General features: G+C 70.7%; 13 protein-coding genes and 1 pseudogene. 8 read left to right on the forward strand and 6 right to left on the reverse strand.

From position 1 onward, the window contains the following. Window positions 1–82: 82 nt before the first annotated feature. The 4 genes from ACSURM_RS36440 to ACSURM_RS36455 all read right to left on the reverse strand — a co-directional run bounded on the left by ACSURM_RS36440 (window position 83) and on the right by ACSURM_RS36455 (window position 6,536). The gene (locus tag ACSURM_RS36440) at window positions 83–1,309 is read right to left on the reverse strand and encodes a hypothetical protein (RefSeq protein ID WP_436960321.1); all 1,227 of its coding nucleotides are present in this window, start codon (window positions 1,307–1,309) and stop codon (window positions 83–85) included. 64 nt (window positions 1,310–1,373) lie between these two features. Next, a complete protein-coding gene (locus ACSURM_RS36445; RefSeq protein ID WP_436960323.1) occupies window positions 1,374–1,655 on the reverse strand; it encodes a chaplin family protein in 282 nt (93 codons plus the stop codon). A 218-nt stretch (window positions 1,656–1,873) separates the two neighbouring features. Continuing rightward, a complete protein-coding gene (locus tag ACSURM_RS36450) occupies window positions 1,874–4,669 on the reverse strand; it encodes a S8 family serine peptidase (RefSeq protein WP_436960325.1) in 2,796 nt (931 codons plus the stop codon). A gap of 214 nt (window positions 4,670–4,883) precedes the next feature. After that, complete coding sequence (locus ACSURM_RS36455) at window positions 4,884–6,536, reverse strand: phospholipase A2 (RefSeq protein WP_436960327.1); 1,653 nt, start codon at window positions 6,534–6,536, stop codon at window positions 4,884–4,886. Window positions 6,537–6,730: 194 nt separating this feature from the next. Between ACSURM_RS36455 and ACSURM_RS36460 the strand changes: the two genes are divergently transcribed. Next, on the forward strand, window positions 6,731–7,402 hold the full coding sequence (locus ACSURM_RS36460) for a hypothetical protein (protein WP_436960329.1): 672 nt from the start codon (window positions 6,731–6,733) through the stop codon (window positions 7,400–7,402). A 316-nt stretch (window positions 7,403–7,718) separates the two neighbouring features. Beyond that, on the forward strand, window positions 7,719–8,939 hold the full coding sequence (locus ACSURM_RS36465) for a cytochrome P450 family protein (protein ID WP_436960331.1): 1,221 nt from the start codon (window positions 7,719–7,721) through the stop codon (window positions 8,937–8,939). A 125-nt stretch (window positions 8,940–9,064) separates the two neighbouring features. Here the strand turns inward: ACSURM_RS36465 and ACSURM_RS36470 are convergent, their stop codons facing one another. Continuing rightward, window positions 9,065–10,090: a zinc-binding alcohol dehydrogenase family protein gene (locus tag ACSURM_RS36470; RefSeq protein WP_436960333.1), complete on the reverse strand. Its 1,026-nt coding sequence runs from the start codon at window positions 10,088–10,090 to the stop codon at window positions 9,065–9,067. A gap of 219 nt (window positions 10,091–10,309) precedes the next feature. On the opposite strand from ACSURM_RS36470, the gene ACSURM_RS36475 reads away from it, so the two are divergent. Then, window positions 10,310–11,263, forward strand: coding sequence for a LysR family transcriptional regulator (locus ACSURM_RS36475; protein WP_436960334.1), 954 nt, complete (start codon window positions 10,310–10,312; stop codon window positions 11,261–11,263). 268 nt (window positions 11,264–11,531) lie between these two features. On the opposite strand, the gene ACSURM_RS36480 is transcribed toward ACSURM_RS36475, so the two are convergent. Then, window positions 11,532–12,236 (reverse strand): hypothetical protein, encoded by a 705-nt coding sequence (locus ACSURM_RS36480; protein ID WP_436960336.1) that lies wholly within the window; start codon window positions 12,234–12,236, stop codon window positions 11,532–11,534. 385 nt (window positions 12,237–12,621) lie between these two features. On the opposite strand from ACSURM_RS36480, the gene ACSURM_RS36485 reads away from it, so the two are divergent. The 5 genes and pseudogenes from ACSURM_RS36485 (at window position 12,622) to ACSURM_RS36505 (ending at window position 15,433) form a co-directional block, all read left to right on the forward strand. Continuing rightward, a complete protein-coding gene (locus ACSURM_RS36485) occupies window positions 12,622–13,560 on the forward strand; it encodes a quinone oxidoreductase family protein (RefSeq protein WP_436960338.1) in 939 nt (312 codons plus the stop codon). A gap of 58 nt (window positions 13,561–13,618) precedes the next feature. Beyond that, window positions 13,619–14,247: pseudogene (locus ACSURM_RS36490) on the forward strand (flavin reductase family protein). Between the two features lie 178 nt (window positions 14,248–14,425). Further along, window positions 14,426–14,752 (forward strand): PadR family transcriptional regulator, encoded by a 327-nt coding sequence (locus ACSURM_RS36495; RefSeq protein WP_436960340.1) that lies wholly within the window; start codon window positions 14,426–14,428, stop codon window positions 14,750–14,752. Then, window positions 14,749–15,105: a DUF1048 domain-containing protein gene (locus ACSURM_RS36500; RefSeq protein WP_436960342.1), complete on the forward strand. Its 357-nt coding sequence runs from the start codon at window positions 14,749–14,751 to the stop codon at window positions 15,103–15,105. Before ACSURM_RS36495 ends, ACSURM_RS36500 begins: the two co-directional genes overlap by 4 nt. Before the next feature lies 1 nt (window position 15,106). After that, window positions 15,107–15,433 carry a DUF1048 domain-containing protein gene (locus ACSURM_RS36505; RefSeq protein WP_436960343.1) on the forward strand — a complete coding sequence of 109 codons (327 nt, stop codon included), beginning with the start codon at window positions 15,107–15,109 and terminating at the stop codon, window positions 15,431–15,433. The last annotated feature ends 11 nt before the right edge of the window (window positions 15,434–15,444 follow it).

Genomic DNA, 15,444 nt, shown 5'->3' on the forward strand with positions numbered 1-15,444 from the left:
AGCCGGCGGGGGTGCGCGCGTATATACGCGGAAAGACACTGGCGGTCGATGATCCAGCGGTACCCGCCCAGGCCGGAGTCGCTCAAGAATGCCTGGGGGTGAGAAGGAGGTCTTCGTAGGTGTGGTGGTGGCGGGTGGTGCGGCGGTGGTGGAGGAGGTGGGCGGCCCGCCGGGGTTGCCCGGCGTCGATGAGGGCGCGGGCGAGGGTGTCGGTGATGATCTCGCGTTCCACCCGGACCCCGCCGATGCGTGCGGTGTTCTCGCTGAGGGCGGTGAGCAGGTCGACGGCCTTGCCGGGGAGGCCGGCGGTGAGGTGGGCCAGGGCGTGGGCGACGGGGGCGAGGACCTCGGCGTAGTCGGGGCGGTCATCGCTCTCCGCGCGCCGGGCCAGGGCGGTGAGGCCGTCGGTGTCGGCGCCGACGGCCAGGGCGAGGGCGAGCTGGAAGGTGTGGAAGACCTCCGCCCAGCCGCCGGGTTCGGCCAGCAGCCGGTGGGCGTGTGCGAGGTCGGTGGTGCGGGCGGGGGACTGTCCGGCCAGCAGCAGCCGCCAGTTGGTGGCCGCGCGCATGCCGACGTCGGTGTGGGCCAGTTCGGCGTCCGCGCGGCGGCGGGCGTCGGCGAAGTCACCGGCGGCGATGGACTGCAAGGCGGCGTGCCATTGCAGATGGCGGCGCTGGAGCGCGGCCGGGTCGGCGGCCAGCCAGGCGTCGATGAAGGACGCGTACGCCGGTCCGGTGCCGTGGTCGTGCTCGGCGTGGGCACGGGCGTGCGCCGCCGGACCCGAGCGCGGGTGGAGGCGCAGGGCACGGTCGGCCAGCTCCCACGCCTCCTCGGGCCGTCCCTGCTCGGCGCGCGCCCCGGCCAGCCACGAGGTCCACGGCCAGGACTCCTCACCGGCGAGCCGCCACTGCCGCTCGGTCAGCGCGTGGCCGTGTTCGCGGTAGGCCAGGGGGCCGGCCAGGTCGAAGGCGCCGAGCATGTTCCCGGCGACCTCGTCGGCCGGCCACTGCGCGAAGTGGACCACCAGGTGATCGGCCGTGGCCCGGTAATGCCGGTGGGTGTAGAGGTAGATCCCGTAGACGAGGGACTGCTCGCGCGCCCCGGCCGTCTTGGCCAGGTCGTAGGCGGCCACCAGGTCCCGGCGCAGAGTGGCGTCGTCCAGTGCCTCGCTGTCCGTCATGGTCACGAGGGCACTGGCCACCCCGCACCCCGGCCGCCGCTCGGCGAGTTGGCGCAGCCCTTCGACGGTCCGGCCGCTCATCGCCAGCCAGTCGGCCACCGCCGGATCATCCGCCGTCAAAGCCCGCATGTCACTGGTGTCCCTCTGTCCGTACCGTCACCGCAGAGCACAGCCACTCCACACAAACCGCCGGTTACACGCCGTAGCCGCTGCAGATGATGCCGCTGTTGCCGCACGAGTTGCGGGACAGGTCCAAGGGTAGTTGTGCGAGGTTGCCGGCCGCCGACCCGCTGCCGGCGACCGTCGTACCCGAAGCCCGGGCGGCGCCCACGGTGGTGCACGAGTTGCCGAACACGGCGTTGCCCACGCCGACGATGTTCGCGCTCGCGGGCGTCGCGGCGGCCATCGCTCCCACGGCCGCCCCCGCGAGCACCACGCCCGTGCGCCAAGACGGCGCCGATGTCTGAGCGGTCACAGACAACACATCCCTTCACCCGCGGCGAGACCCCCACCGCTCACACTCCAACGATCCACTGCTGTGAGTGACACGGTCCCGGGTTGAACGCCATGCCTCGGCGAGGTCGAGTGAGGCCGTTTCCTGCCTGTGCGCCATGCCTCCTGCTCGCGGTGCCGAGCAAGCGAACAGCCCCCGAAGGCCGGTGCCTTCGGAGGCTGTCGACAGCGGGGCGCCGTCTACCGCGCCGAGTAGCCGAAGGCCACCCCGTGGGCCGGGAGGCCGCCGGAGCCGGGCTTGTACGTGGTGACGGGAGCGACCGTGCCGCCCTGTGTCACGTTGGACATCGGCAGCGCGTAGAGCGCGCCGGTGGCCAGGGGCCCGAAGGGCATGCCCACGTACAGCTTGGTCGCCGTGAAGTGGATGTTCTTGCCCAGGTACTGGTTGGCGCCGGGCGTGCCGGGGATGCCGTCGCCGTCGCCGGCCTCGATCCAGCGGTCGTTCGGGCCGGCCGATCCGGCCAGCGAGAACGTGTGGACCGCGCCCGCGTTGGCGCCGGTGCCGAGGTCCTCACCGGGCGTTCCCACGGCGAGCCGCATGGACGCCACGGTGCTCACCGAACCCGGAGCGGTGTTGACGGCGGTGAGGTACTCGCCCATGCGGTCACCGGTCTCGGAGGTGCCGGACACGTCGTCGTCCGCGGTGCCCTGCTTGAGTTCGCGCAGGTAGCTCCAGGTGCCGTCGGGTTTGATGCGGATCTGCACCACACGGCCCGCGTTGGCGCGGTCCTCGGTGCCGACCGTCACGCTCTCACCGGGCGAGCCGATCGCGAGGATCGACTCCGTGGCGGCCGCGGCGCCACCGGCCCGGTACGGGGCCATGGCCACCGCGTACCCGAACTGGTCGCCCGTCTCGGCGCCGCCGGAGATGGCCGCGTTGTCCTGGTCGAGCCCGGCCAGCGGCAGGGGATGGCCGGTGGAGCCGAAACGGTTGGCGTCGAAGATCACGACGCCGCCGGCCTTCGCTGTGCTGCCGAGGGCCTCGTTGGGGCTGCCGATGGCGATGTAATTCTGGTCGGCGGCCACGGACCAGCCGAACTGGTCACCCGCCTCGGGTTCACCGGGAACACCGGCCGTCGACTGGTTCAGCGCCAGGCTGTTGGTGCCGTACACGTAGAACGCGCCACCCGCCTTCGCGGCGTCGCCGAGGGCTTCGCCGGGCACGCCGATGACCAGGTACGGCCGGCCGGCGTCGTTCACCGCGGCCGCGATGGTGTGGCCCATCCGGTCGCCCGTCTCGGGCGCCGCGCTCGCGATCGAACCCGTACCGGAGCCCTGTTCGAAGTGTGTGGCCTTCAGGGTGCCGGTGCCCAGTCCGCCGGCCGCGCCGTACAGGATGTCGACGAAGCCCGCGTCGGCGGCGGTGCCGAGGCTCTCGCTCGGCGTTCCGGCGACCAGGTCGGTGAAGCCGTCCTTGTTCCAGTCGATGGTGGCCAGGGTCTCGCCGAAGTAGTCGTCCGCCTCGGAGCCGCCGGGCACCCAGTCCAGGTCCTGGCTGATCTCCGCGGTGCCCTTGCCGCCGCCGTACACGACGCGGATCAGGCCGGCCTTCGCGTCGGGGCCGACGGTGGCCTGGGTATCGGAGATCGCGATGTCCTCCGCGCCGTCCCCGTTGAAGTCGGTCATCCCGGCCGGCTTCGGGGTGGTGCCCCCGCCGCTGACAGCGGTGCCGAGGTCGATCCGCGGGGTGGTGGCACCGGTGTAGGTGATGCCCCGGCCGCTGCTCTTCAGCAGGGCCGTCAGGTCGGCGACGCTCTTGGTGGGGAACGCCTGCTTGAGCACCGCGAACGCGCCGGTCACGTGCGGCGTGGCCATGGAGGTGCCGTTCTTGGAGGCGTAGGTGCCGCCGGGCACGGAGGAGACGATGCCCGTGCCGGGGGCGAACAGGTCGAGCAGCGGGCCCCGGTTGGTGAAGGCGGACAGCTCGTCGTCGTCGGTGGTCGAACCGACCGTGACGGCGGAGGAGATGCAGCCGGGCATGCTCACCGCGTCGGTGTGGCCGTTGTTGCCGGCCGCGATCACGGTGGCCACGCCGGCGCTCAGCAGGCTGTCCACGACGGGCTTGCGCAGATCGCTGTCGCAGGCGGTGGTGTAACGGCCGTTGCCGAGGCTGAGGTTGGCCGCGACGATCGGCGTGCCGGCCCGCTTGAGCTTCAGCACGTGCTCCAGGCCCTTGAGCTGGGCGCTCTGGTAGCTGCCCACGCAGGGGGCGGCGCCACCGCAGAACTCCTCGGTGGTGAACTGGCTGAAGACCTGGATGGCGATGATGTTGGCGCCGGGCGCGACACCCTGCTTGGGAGCGCCCGTGATGCCGGTGCCGTTGCCTGCGGCGATACCGGCCACGTGGGTGCCGTGGTCGCAGACGGCCGTGGTCGCGCAGGCGCCGGCCGCGGTGTTGGCGGCACCGGTGCCCTCCTGCGTGTCGGCGCCGTTGGGGCACAGGCTGACGACGCCGCTTTCGGCATCGCTCGGCGAGAAGCAGGCCTCGGCCACGACCCGGTTCTTCAGGAACGGGTGGCTGGTGTCGACGCCGGTGTCCAGGACGGCGATGGCCTGGCCCGTACCGGTCTTGCCCGCCTTGACGGCGTCGTCACCGCCGATGAGCGGGATGCTCTCGTCCAGGGTCGGCGGCTCCACCTTGTCCTCGGTGACGCTGACCACGCCCGGCTTCGCGGCGAGTTGGTCGAGGCCGGCCCGGTCCACCTTGAGGGTGACCACCGGCACGGTCTCGAAGTCCTGCTGCTTCTCACCGGCCCCCGCCGCGTCGGCGACGTCCGCGAGGGTCTCGGTGACGACGTTGACGCGGACCTTGCCGCCGCCCGCGGTCCGGTCGTAGAGCGGCGGGTCGACCGGGTCGGTCGCGGCTCCGCCCGCTGTCGCGGTGCTCGGCGGTGTGACGGCGTGGGCCGGTATCGCGGCGCCGAGGGTCACGGCCGTCATCGCGGTGACGACCGTGGCCCAGATCGTTCTCTTCATATTGCCTCGGTGAGCAGGGGGGCGTGCCGTGGCTGGGTCCGTGGGGAAGCAGCCAGGGCTCGGCCCGGGGGAGATGCGGGGGACGATGTGGTGCGGCCCCGGCGGAACGGGCCGGGCGGCGGTAGGTGTCCCGCCACCCGGCCCGTTCACGCCCGAGGGGCGTGCTCCGTCAGGAGGTTGTGCTGTGCGTCGTCAGCAGGTGCGAGACCTGTGATCAGGTCTTGTTGGCACCGTTCTTCGGGTTGCCCTTCCAGGCCACGGCCTTGAGGTAGACGTACGCGTAGGAGTTGCACTTCCAGCGGACCAGGATGTTGTACGCCTTGCAGCTGTGCGTCTTCATCGTGGTGTAGAAGGCGTTGTCGACGTTCGACTTCTTGCTGCGGTCCAGGTAGTACTTGTAGCCCTTGTACGTGTTGCCGATCAGGCCGTAACCGTAGTCGTGAGTGTCGCACGCGGCGCGGAAGTTGAAGCCGCCCGGGCGGCTGACGTTCGGGCCGGGAGTGCTGCAGCCGTCGTAGAGGATGCCCGCCACGCGGAAGCCGGTCGGCGTGTAGCGGAAGTACGGCCAGTGCCAGCCGTAGTGCGCGGACCACGCGACGCAGCCGCGGTTGAGGTACCACATCCACTCGGTGGCGCGGTTGCAGTAACGCGGGTACGCCTGCGGGTCGGTGATCTCACCGGTGGTGAAGTCCCCGGCCGGAGGCGTGGTCGCGGTTCCGTCGCCGGCCGGGCCCTGCAGGGGCTCGGTGGCCGACGGCAGGTCGGTGCCGACGGGCGCGGCGTTCGGGGCGGCCGAATCGGCCGGGAACGCCAGGTCCCACTCACCGTTGGACGGCGAGGCGATGTCGGAGACACGGCCCGTGGAGTCGTAGGCGTACGACGAGACCGGGTCGGTGCCCTCGACCGGGTTGGTCACGTTGCGCAGCAGACCCGAGGCGTCGTAGGAGTAACGCGCCAGCGTCTGCGTGGTGGCACCCGACGTGAGGGTGATCTCCTTGGCACGGCCCGTGTACTCACCGAGCGCCGATCCGGTGGCCGTCGTGGCGGTCGAGTACTTGACCGTCAGCGACTGCGCCGGGGCGTCGGCGGTGGCGGGCTCGCTGACCGTGGCCACCCGGCCCTTGGTGTCGTAGGAGACCGTGGCGGTGGCGCCGGCCGCGAGGTTGCCCACACCGGTCACACGCCACTTGTCCGTCCCCGGAGCGACCTGCTTCCAGTTGTAGGTGGCCGTGAGGTCGGCGACCCCGACGGCCGCGTCGGCGTCCTCGTCGCCGGTCACGTCCGTGTCCGGGGTGCCGGTGGCGGGGGCGAGGGTCTCGACCGCGGTGGTCACCAGCGTGCCGGTCGCCTCGTTGTACGTGGTCGTCTCGGTGAGCTTGTCGCCGGTGGTGGTCTCGTACTTCTTGACGCCGCCACCGCTCGGGTAGTCGACGCTGCTCTTCAGAGCGTACGAGACGGAGACCTTGGCGTCGAGGTCGGTGACCACGACGGAATCGGCCTTCTGCTCCAGCTTGCGGTTGAGCTGTCCCCCCAGGAACCCGGCTTCCCAACCGGGTCCGAAGACGCCCTGGTCCGGACGGGTCGCGGGCGCCGACTCCGGCCTGGCGACTCCGTCCGCGCCTTCGGTCACCGTGTGGGTACGGCCCATGAGGCCCTCGGCCACATCGGTCTCGTACAGCTCGAAGGACTTCTCCGCGGTGGAGTACAGACCGGGACCGACCTGCTGGATCTCCCCCTCGGCCAGCGGCGGTTCGACGGTGGCGGCCGCGGCCTGCGGCTGCTCGCTGACAGCGGCTCCGGCGGTCTGCTGCGGGAGCAGCAGCGCCATGGAGAGCGCGGCCATGACAGGCAGAGCTGTCTTGCGCACGAGTCCCCCCTCGTGTCGTAGGTGTGTTGCCTGATCGGAGCGGACCCTAGACCGGCGTCGATCACGGCCACAAGTGCCTTACAAGTGGAAGGAGTTGATTCCGCTTCCTTGCGGCAGTGAAGAACTCCCGGCCGCGGCCGAGGTTGAGTACGCGTACTCATGTGGCGGGTACGGCCCGGCCCAAGACTGTGCGCATGAAGCGAACCCGCGCCCGCATCGAGGCAGTCGTCCCCGTAACGCGCCGCCGTCGGCGCACCCTCGCGGTGACGGCTCTCGCCGCTCTGGCCCTGACCGCCTGCGGCTCCGGACAACCGGAATCCCAAGGAGGGCGGAGCAAGACCGCCGACGCCGTCTCGGCCCGGAAGGACACGGCCTTCACCAAGATGCTGGACGAGGTGGCACGGGAGTGCCCCCCGCCGGGCACGAAGAGGAAGCCGCCGGCCACCCCGGAGGGCGGGGCGCCGACCGCTCCGGTGGAGCCGCCGCCCGGTGCCACGGTGGAGCCGCCGCCCGGCGGCGCGGTCGAGCCCGCCGCTCCCACCGCGGGCCCGGAAGCGGAGCTGGACGCCCGCGACTGGTGCGCCGGCGCCCAGCACGAACAGCGCGTGGCCGAGGCGGTCTCGCAGCTCCAGGAGTCCGGTCCCGCCCAGGTCAGGAAGGCGTTGAACGGCCTCGGCTACATCGACGAACGCATCCACGGCCTGAAGCGGTCCGGTGCGGTCACCAAGTTCGTCATCGACCTCCGCGACAAGGGAGGGCGCCTGTGCCTGGACGGCACGGCCAACGGCGAGCTGACGGAGGTCAAGGCTTGTGCGGCGCCTGCGGATGGACCGTTCGATATTGCAAATATTCATCGCGGGATGTGAGTTCACTGTGAAGGAGGTCACATTCTCCTGTGTGAGCACGTGCGGACAGTCGGTAAGGTATAAATGAGCCTCTAGTGCCCTGAATCGGTGATGTAAGGGCGAGTTCGGGGGGTTGTCGGGTCATTGGGGTCGGCTGTCCACGGAAGTTGCGATATTGATCGCAACAGCAAATATCCATAGCGGTACCCTCGTCCTGCCGCAGTTGGTGAGCCGCCGCGTTCGGGGCGCCGGACACCCGGCCGCCGGCGAGGGGGCTCCGCGCACGCGCCACCGGATCTGCTTAGCTGGCGCGATGAGCAACCCAACGTCCCCTTCGATGCCAGCCGTTGACCCCGGTGAGCTGTTCGAGGACCCCTACGGCGTCTACGGCCGGCTGCGTGAGGAGGGACCGGTCCACCGGATCACCGGCACGGACGGGCTTCCCGCGTGGCTGGTCACACGGTACGACGACGTCCGCCAGGCGCTCGCCGATCCCCGGCTGTCCCTGGACAAGCGCAACGCGACGGCGGGCGGCTACCGGGGCATGGCCCTGCCGCCCGCGCTGGACGCCAACCTCCTGAACATGGACCCGCCGGACCACACACGCATCCGGCGCATGGTGTCCAAAGCCTTCACCCCCCGGCGCGTCGAAGCGCTCAGGGCGCCGATCCGGCGCACCGCGGACCGGCTGCTCGACTCCCTCTCGGGCCAGGACGAGTTCGACCTGATCCCCTCCTACGCCGCTCCGCTGCCGATCATCGTGATCTGCGACCTCCTGGGCGTGCCCCAGACCCGGCGCGCCGACTTCCGGGCCTGGACCGACGCCCTGGTCGCGCCCGACCCGACACGGCCGGAACGGGCCAGGGAAGCGGTCGGCAACCTGCTGGCCTTCTTCACCCGGCTGATCGCCGACAAGCGCGCCCACCCGGCCGACGACCTGCTGTCCGCCCTGATCGCCGTACGCGACCAGGAGGACCGGCTCAGCGAGGACGAGCTGATGTCACTGGCCTTCCTCATCCTGGTCGCGGGGTACGAGAACACGGTGCACCTGATCGGCAACGCGGTCGCGGCACTGCTCGCCCACCCGGAACAGCTGGCCTCGCTCCGCGCCGATGCCGCTCCGCTGGACCGGGCGATCGAGGAACTGGCCCGCTACGACGGCCCGGTACCCCTGGCCATCCGCCGCTTCCCCACCGAGGACATCGTCATCGGCGGCGTCACCGTTCCCGCCGGTGAGACGGTCCTGCTGTCGCTCGCCGCGGCCCACCGCGACCCGCGCCGCTTCCCCGACCCCGACCGGCTCGACATCGGACGTGACGCCGGCGGACACCTGGCGCTGGGACACGGCATCCACTACTGCCTCGGCGCCCCGCTCGCCCGGATGGAGACGGGCATCGCACTCACCGCCCTCTTCGACCGCTTCCCCGGCCTCTCGCTCGCCGTACCCCCGCACGCCCTGCGCCGACGGCCGTCCATGCGCTCCCGCGGCCTGCTCGCGCTCCCCGTACGCCCAGCGGACCGGCCGGGGCGGCCCGGGGCCCACGCTCCGGCCGGATGACCGAAGCCGGGACGGCGGAAAGGGAGGAAGGACCGGCCACTATGCCGCGGAGGAAGGACCGGCCACGATGCCGCCACCATGGGCGACGGGCCACGGGGTGCCGGGGCCCGTCGCCGGCGACCGGCTCAGAAGCCGGTGAGGGTGATCTTGCCGATGGCGGTGCCGGACTCCATCACGCGGTGCGCCTCGCGGAGATTCGCCGCGTCGATCCTGCCGAGGTCCCGCGTGGCGGTGGTGGTGACGACGCCCGCGTCGACCAGGCGGGCGACCTGGGTCAGGATGTGCCGCTGCCGGTCCTGGTCGGCGGTCCGGAACAGGGAGCGGGTGAACATGAACTCCCAGTGGAAGGAGATGCTTTTGGCCTTCAGCACGCCGATGGGCAGGGAGTCGTAGTCGTCGACGGCGACGATCCGGCCGAAGGGGCGGAGGGCTTCGGCGTAGGCGTCGAGGTTGCCGTCGGTGTTGACGGTGCTGAACACGTGTGTCAGGCCGCTCGGAGCCACCTCGGCGATCTGCGGAACCAGGGGCTCGCGGTGGTCGATGACGTGCCGCACACCCATGCGGGTGGCGAACTCCACGGTCTCGGGACGGGAAGCGGTGCCGATGACGGTCAGGCTGGTCAGGGCACGGGCCAGCTGGGCGGTGATGGAACCGACACCTCCGGCCGCGGCGGTGATCAGCAGGGCGCCGTCCTGGTGCAGACCGCCGTTCTCCAGGCCGAGGTGTTCGAACAGGCCCTCCCAGGCGGTCAGGGAGGTCAGCGGCAGGGCCGCGGCTTCCGCGAAGGACAACGTGGCGGGCTTGAGGGCCACGATGCGCTCGTCGACCGCGTGGTACTCGGCGTCGGCGCCGGCCCGGTCCAGGGCACCGGCGTAATAGACCTCGTCGCCGACTCCGAACCGCTCGACCTCCTCGCCGACAGCCACCACGGTGCCCGCCGCGTCCCAACCGAGCACCTTGATCCCGCCACCCGGGTCGTGGTTCCGCCGGACCTTGTAGTCGACGGGGTTGACCGCCACGGCTTCGACCTTCACCAGCAGATCGCGCGGACCGGGCTCGGGGACGGGCAGCTCGACGTCGATCAGGCTCTCCGCGTCGTCGACGGGAAGGCTCTCGCGGTACCCGACGGCCCGCATGGTGGTCTGGTTCATGGAAGGATCTTCGCTCTCGGGTTCGGTCGTGCGCAGGGAAGTCGTGGTGCGCGGGGCCACCGCGCGTCGCCGCCGGGCGTGTCACTCCGTCAGGGCGTGACCGTACCTGGCCGGGCAGCACCGTCGGCGGCGTGCAACGGGGCGAGGCCCGTTCATGGTGCCCCCATGGCAGCCCATAAGTCCAAGAACCCCTCGGCATCCTTTCTATAAGCTGAGCACATGGCGACGCTGCGACAGCTGGAGTACCTGGTGGCCATCGTGGACGAGGGATCGTTCACCCGCGCCGCCGAGAGCCTGAACGTCACCCAGCCCGGGCTCTCCCACCAGTTCCAGGCGCTGGAGCGAGAGGTCGGCGGGCCGCTGCTGGAACGGCTGCCGCGCGGCGTGCGGCTCACCCCGGCCGGCCGGTCGATGCTGCCCCACGCCCGGGCCGCGCTGGCCGAGGCCGACCGGGCCACGGTGTCCGCCCGCCGTGCCGCCGGCGTGTCCACCGGTGAGCTGCACCTGGCCACGCTCTACTCGGTCAGCTCCGGCGTGCTCCCCACGGTGCTGGGCGTGTGGCGCCGGAAGCACCCGGGCGTGCGCATCCGATTGTTCGAACACCGCCGGAGCGACGAGATGGCGCAAGCCATGAGCGCGGGCCAAGCCGACGTCGCCGTGGGCCCGCTGCCGGAGGACTGGGAAGGCACCGCCCGGCACATCGGAGCCGAGGAGTTCCTGGTCGTCACCCGCTCCGACGATCCGGTGGCACTCTCGGACCGGGCACCACGTGTCCGGCTGTCCGATCTCGCCGAGCGGGAGTGGGTGCACTTCACCCCGGACAGCGGCCTGGCCGACATCCTCGAACGAGCCTGTGACGCCGCCGGATTCCGCCCCCGGGTCGCGGTACGCACCGAACAGGCCCCGTCGGCCATCGGGTACGCGGCGGCCGGGCTCGGTCCCACACTCGTGCCCGCCAACACCATCCCACCGCATTTCCCCGGCGCCTTCCTGCGCCCCGATCCGCCCCTGCTCCGGCAACTCACCGGCTACACCCGCACCAGCCCGGACCCGGTCACCGCATCCTTCCTGGAGACCCTCGGAGAACACGCCCCGCTGACGCCGGCACACGTCACCAGACGTCTGCGCACCACCGCACGCTCCGCCCGCCGCGCGCCGACGGAACGTGAGTGAGCCGCCGGGCGGGGCAGGGTGAAGGCCCCCGCCCGGCGACGACACCGACCGCCCGACGACGTCTACGGCACCGGCGAGCGGGCCCTGCCCTGCGCTGGGTGCCACTCGGGGACTTGCCACGGCCTCGACAAGAACGTCGAGCAGCAGCTGACCGTGCTCTTCCCGCCCATGATCGCCCGGCACGGCTACCGGACGCTCACGCCGTACCCGGGATTCCCGCAGTCATCGCTGACCGTGGCTGACGTGGACGTGGCGGAGATGGAGCAGGCTAGCCGGAGCGGAGAGCGGCCTTGTAGGCGTCAGTGAGTGCTGCGAGATCGCCGCGAAGCGCTGCCTGGGTCTCGGCGTGATCTGGGCGGGCCGGGTCGAGCACATAGATTCCGGTACCGGCGTGGCGACGGAAGCCGGCTGTCTCCCACATCGCCGCGATCCTGGCGTTCGCATCGGTCCAGTACTCACGAGTGACCGGGGTGTTGCCCTCGGGCTCTTCCGTCATCTTGGGCCAGACGATGACCGCGCAGCACCCGGCGCCCAGCGTCTGCATGGCTTCGGCCGCGAGGACGGGCCCGAGGCCGAAACCCCGCCACGACCTGTCGAGCCAGGCCCGGAAGAGAACCAGCAGGTCGCCGGACGGCTTCTCGACGATGCCCCGGAAAGCTTCCTCGATACTGCTGTCCCAGGCGACGAGAGACAGAACGGTGTTGTAGAGCTCCGTGTCATAGGTCTCGGCGGCCGACAAAGCGCTGCATGGCCCGACGTCGCGCAGACGGAAGAAGGTGAAGGAACCGATCTCGGGACCAGGAACGGTGTCCCAGGCGGCAGCCCACTTGTGACGGCGTCGCTGCTCGGCCACCGACACCGTCCATTCATAAATGGCGTCGTACTCCGCACGGAGCTGAGCCGGGTGCTGGTGGCGGTATTCCAGGCTCAGCCGCCCCGGATCGCCAGGCAGTTCATCGACGGGTCGCTTCACTCTTCCCACACCAGTTGAACCTACCAGCCAGGATGAAACCACTCCGCGGCACTGGCCGAACCGGACCCCCGTCGCGGTGCCGCCTTCGCCCGGGAATCGGTATCGAAGCCGGTCTGTACTCCGGCACGGACGTCGTACGCAGGTTCGCCGCGTCTCCTTACGCGGACCGTGTCCTGCGTGTCTTTGTGGAGATCACCGGCACGCCCGTCCGGCAGGCGCCGGCCGTCTGACGGGCACCGTCCGGCAGGTCCGCGTCCCGCCCGCGAGTCGCTCGCGTCGATGCTTGCACGCGCGGGCATTTTCGCCTTGGGGAAGTATTGGACCAGGGGTTCGCCGCGGTGTTCTGCTCGGGAGGTCCTGACGGAATCGACCCCTGGAGTACGCCATGATCGCCGCTCGTCTGCACACCTGGGACACCGCACCCGACCTGGAGGAGACCGAGCTTCCGGGCCCGCCGAGGGAGGGTGAGGTGACCGTGGAGGTCGAGGCCGCCGCCGTCACCCACCTGGACCTCACCGTCATGAGCGGAACCTTCACGTACCGGCCCGCGCTGCCGTTCACCCCCGGTACCGCGGGAGTCGGGACAGTCGTCGCGGGCGACGCCGCGCTGCTCGGACGCCGGGTGCTGATGCGTGGGGGTGGCGTCGGCCTGGAGCGTGACGGTACCTGGGCCGAGCGTGTCAGCGTCCCGGCCGACGCGATCCGCGAGATCCCCCGGGAAGCCGACGCGGCGCTCGCCGCCACCTGTTACTCGCCGATGACCACCGCGTGGGCCGCGGTGGAGGCGGTGGGCCGGATCAGGGAGGGGGAGCGGGTCCTGGTCACCGGCGCGGCCGGCGCCGTCGGTTCGCTCTGCGTGCAGTTGGCCGCGCGAGCCGGGGCGTACGTCGTCGCCGTGGTACGGGACGAGGACGCGGCCGGTGCCGTACCCGGCATGGCGCACGAGGTCCTGGTCCGCCCGGCCCCGGAAGAGGTCGCGAGGAAAGGCCAGGTCGACGTCCTGCTCGACACCGTCGGCGGGAACACCGTCGCGGACTTCCTGATGGCCATGCGGCCCGGCGGGCGGGCGGTGCTGATCGGATACGTGGCCGGCACCACACTCCGTGTCGACCTGCCCACGCTGATGTCCCAGGATGTCGCCCTGCTCCCGATGAACATGGTGCGCCGCCATGTCCCCGCCGAGGTGTTCGACCGGCTGCTGAGGGACCTGACCGACGGCCGGCTCACCCTTCGCACCACCGTCCTCCCCTTCGCGCGGCTGGCGGAGGCCGTCGAGACCCGCCGGACGGGAGGAGTACGCGGCACGCTCGCGGTGCTGATGTGAGGTCGGCAGGCGATGTTTCGGCACCCACCGAAACGTCCCGCCCCTAGCGTCTTGAGGCATGACGACTGACACCCACCGAGTGGTCCGGCCGAGCATCCTCTACTTCGGCACGCCCGTGGTGCTGCTGACCACCGAGAACGATGACGGCACGTTCAACCTCGCCCCGATCTCCTCCGCCTGGGCGCTGGGACAGCACATCGTCCTGGGCCTGGGCAGGGAGAGCCAGACCGCGCGTAATCTCGCGGCGCGCCCCGAGCTGGTGATCAACGCCGCCTCGCCGGAGCTGTGGAGCGGGTGGAACGCCTGGCACCGCTCACCGGAGCCGATCCAGTGCCGGAGAGCAAGCGGGCGGCGTACCGGTACGAGCCCGACAAGTTCGCCGCCTCCGGGTTCACCCCGGCCGATTCCCACAGGGTGAAGCCGCCGCGGGTCGCCGAGTGCGCGCTGCAGTTGGAGGCACGGGCCCGCGCACTGACGCCGGGCGGAGCCGGGCTCTTCTTCAGCGTCGAGTGCGATGTGCTGCGCGTCCACGCCGACGAACGCATCGTCGTGCCGGGCACGCACCACATCGACCCCGCTCTCTGGAGCCCGCTCATCTACAACTTCCGCCACTACCACGGTCTGGCACCGGAGGTCGGGTACGGCTTCCGCTCGGAGACGGCGAGCACAACGGCCCGTGGGGCATGAAGGCTCCTCGGCATCCAACCGAGCGGCAAGCCGACGACGGGCGCGCGGCGCGGGCAGGCGAGAGGCCGGCCCACTTACCGTCCGCTCCACCGAAGACGTTCCCGACTCCACTACTCGGTGATACCGTATAGCGGTACTCAGTACCACGTAGTACCGGCAGGGCTGAGGAGCACCCGCGTTGGACGACCTGACGGAGATGTTGAAGGGCACGCTCGAAGGGTGCGTGCTCGAAATCATCGGCAGCGAGGAAACCTACGGGTACGGCATCACTCGCCGGCTGAACGAACTCGGCTTCGCCGACGTCGTCGAGGGGACGGTGTACACGATCTTGCTGCGGCTGGAGAGGAACGGGCTCGTCCAGGTGACGAAACGGCCGTCCGAGATCGGTCCGCCGCGCAAGTTCTACGCGCTCAACGACGCAGGGCGTGAGGAACTCGCCAAGTTCTGGGCGAAATGGCAGTACCTCTCGACACGTATCGACATGCTCAGGGAGGGCGGGAGATGAACTTTTGGGAGAAGGTCACAGGGGGCGATCTCACCAGGGACTGGAAGACGTTCGGAGCCCGGGTCGAGGCTCTGCCGGACGACTACCAGGAGGCGTGGAACCAGATCGTCGCCCACCTCTTCGCTTACGGGGACTTCACCGGCCGCAACCTGACGCCGATCCTCGACTCCGCCCTGGGGCTGCTCGAAGTGTCGGCAGCGGACGGGCAGAGCGTGCGCGAGGTGCTCGGCGACGACATCCAGGGCTTCACCACGGCGCTGGCCGGCGGAGCCGGGGCCCGGACCCAACGCGACCGGTGGCGCGAGCAGTTGAACAGTACCGTCGCAAGGAAACTGAGCCGGCTGGGAGGCTGACGTGAGCATCCAGGACATCATCGAAGGCAAGAAACAGTGGCGGGCCCACGTTGCCCGGATCAAGGCACTCCCGACGGACTACCAGATCGTCTACAAGGAGATGCAGAAGTACCTCCTCAAGGTCGGACCGGTCAGCCTGTCCGACGGGTCTCTCCTCCCCGGCATCCTCGACTTCTTCGAGGAGGGCGCCGCCGCGGGCAAGGGAGTTCTGGAACTCATCGGCACCGACGTCGCCGCGTTCTGCGACGGCCTGATCGAGGACTCTCCCACCTACGCGGATATCTACCAGCAGGCCATCAGCGGGGAACCCGGTCCGGCCGGCACGTGACAACCATGCGG

Origin of the sequence: Streptomyces sp. SudanB182_2057, from assembly GCF_964272715.1 — a bacterium.
GTDB lineage: Bacteria > Actinomycetota > Actinomycetes > Streptomycetales > Streptomycetaceae > Streptomyces > Streptomyces rubradiris.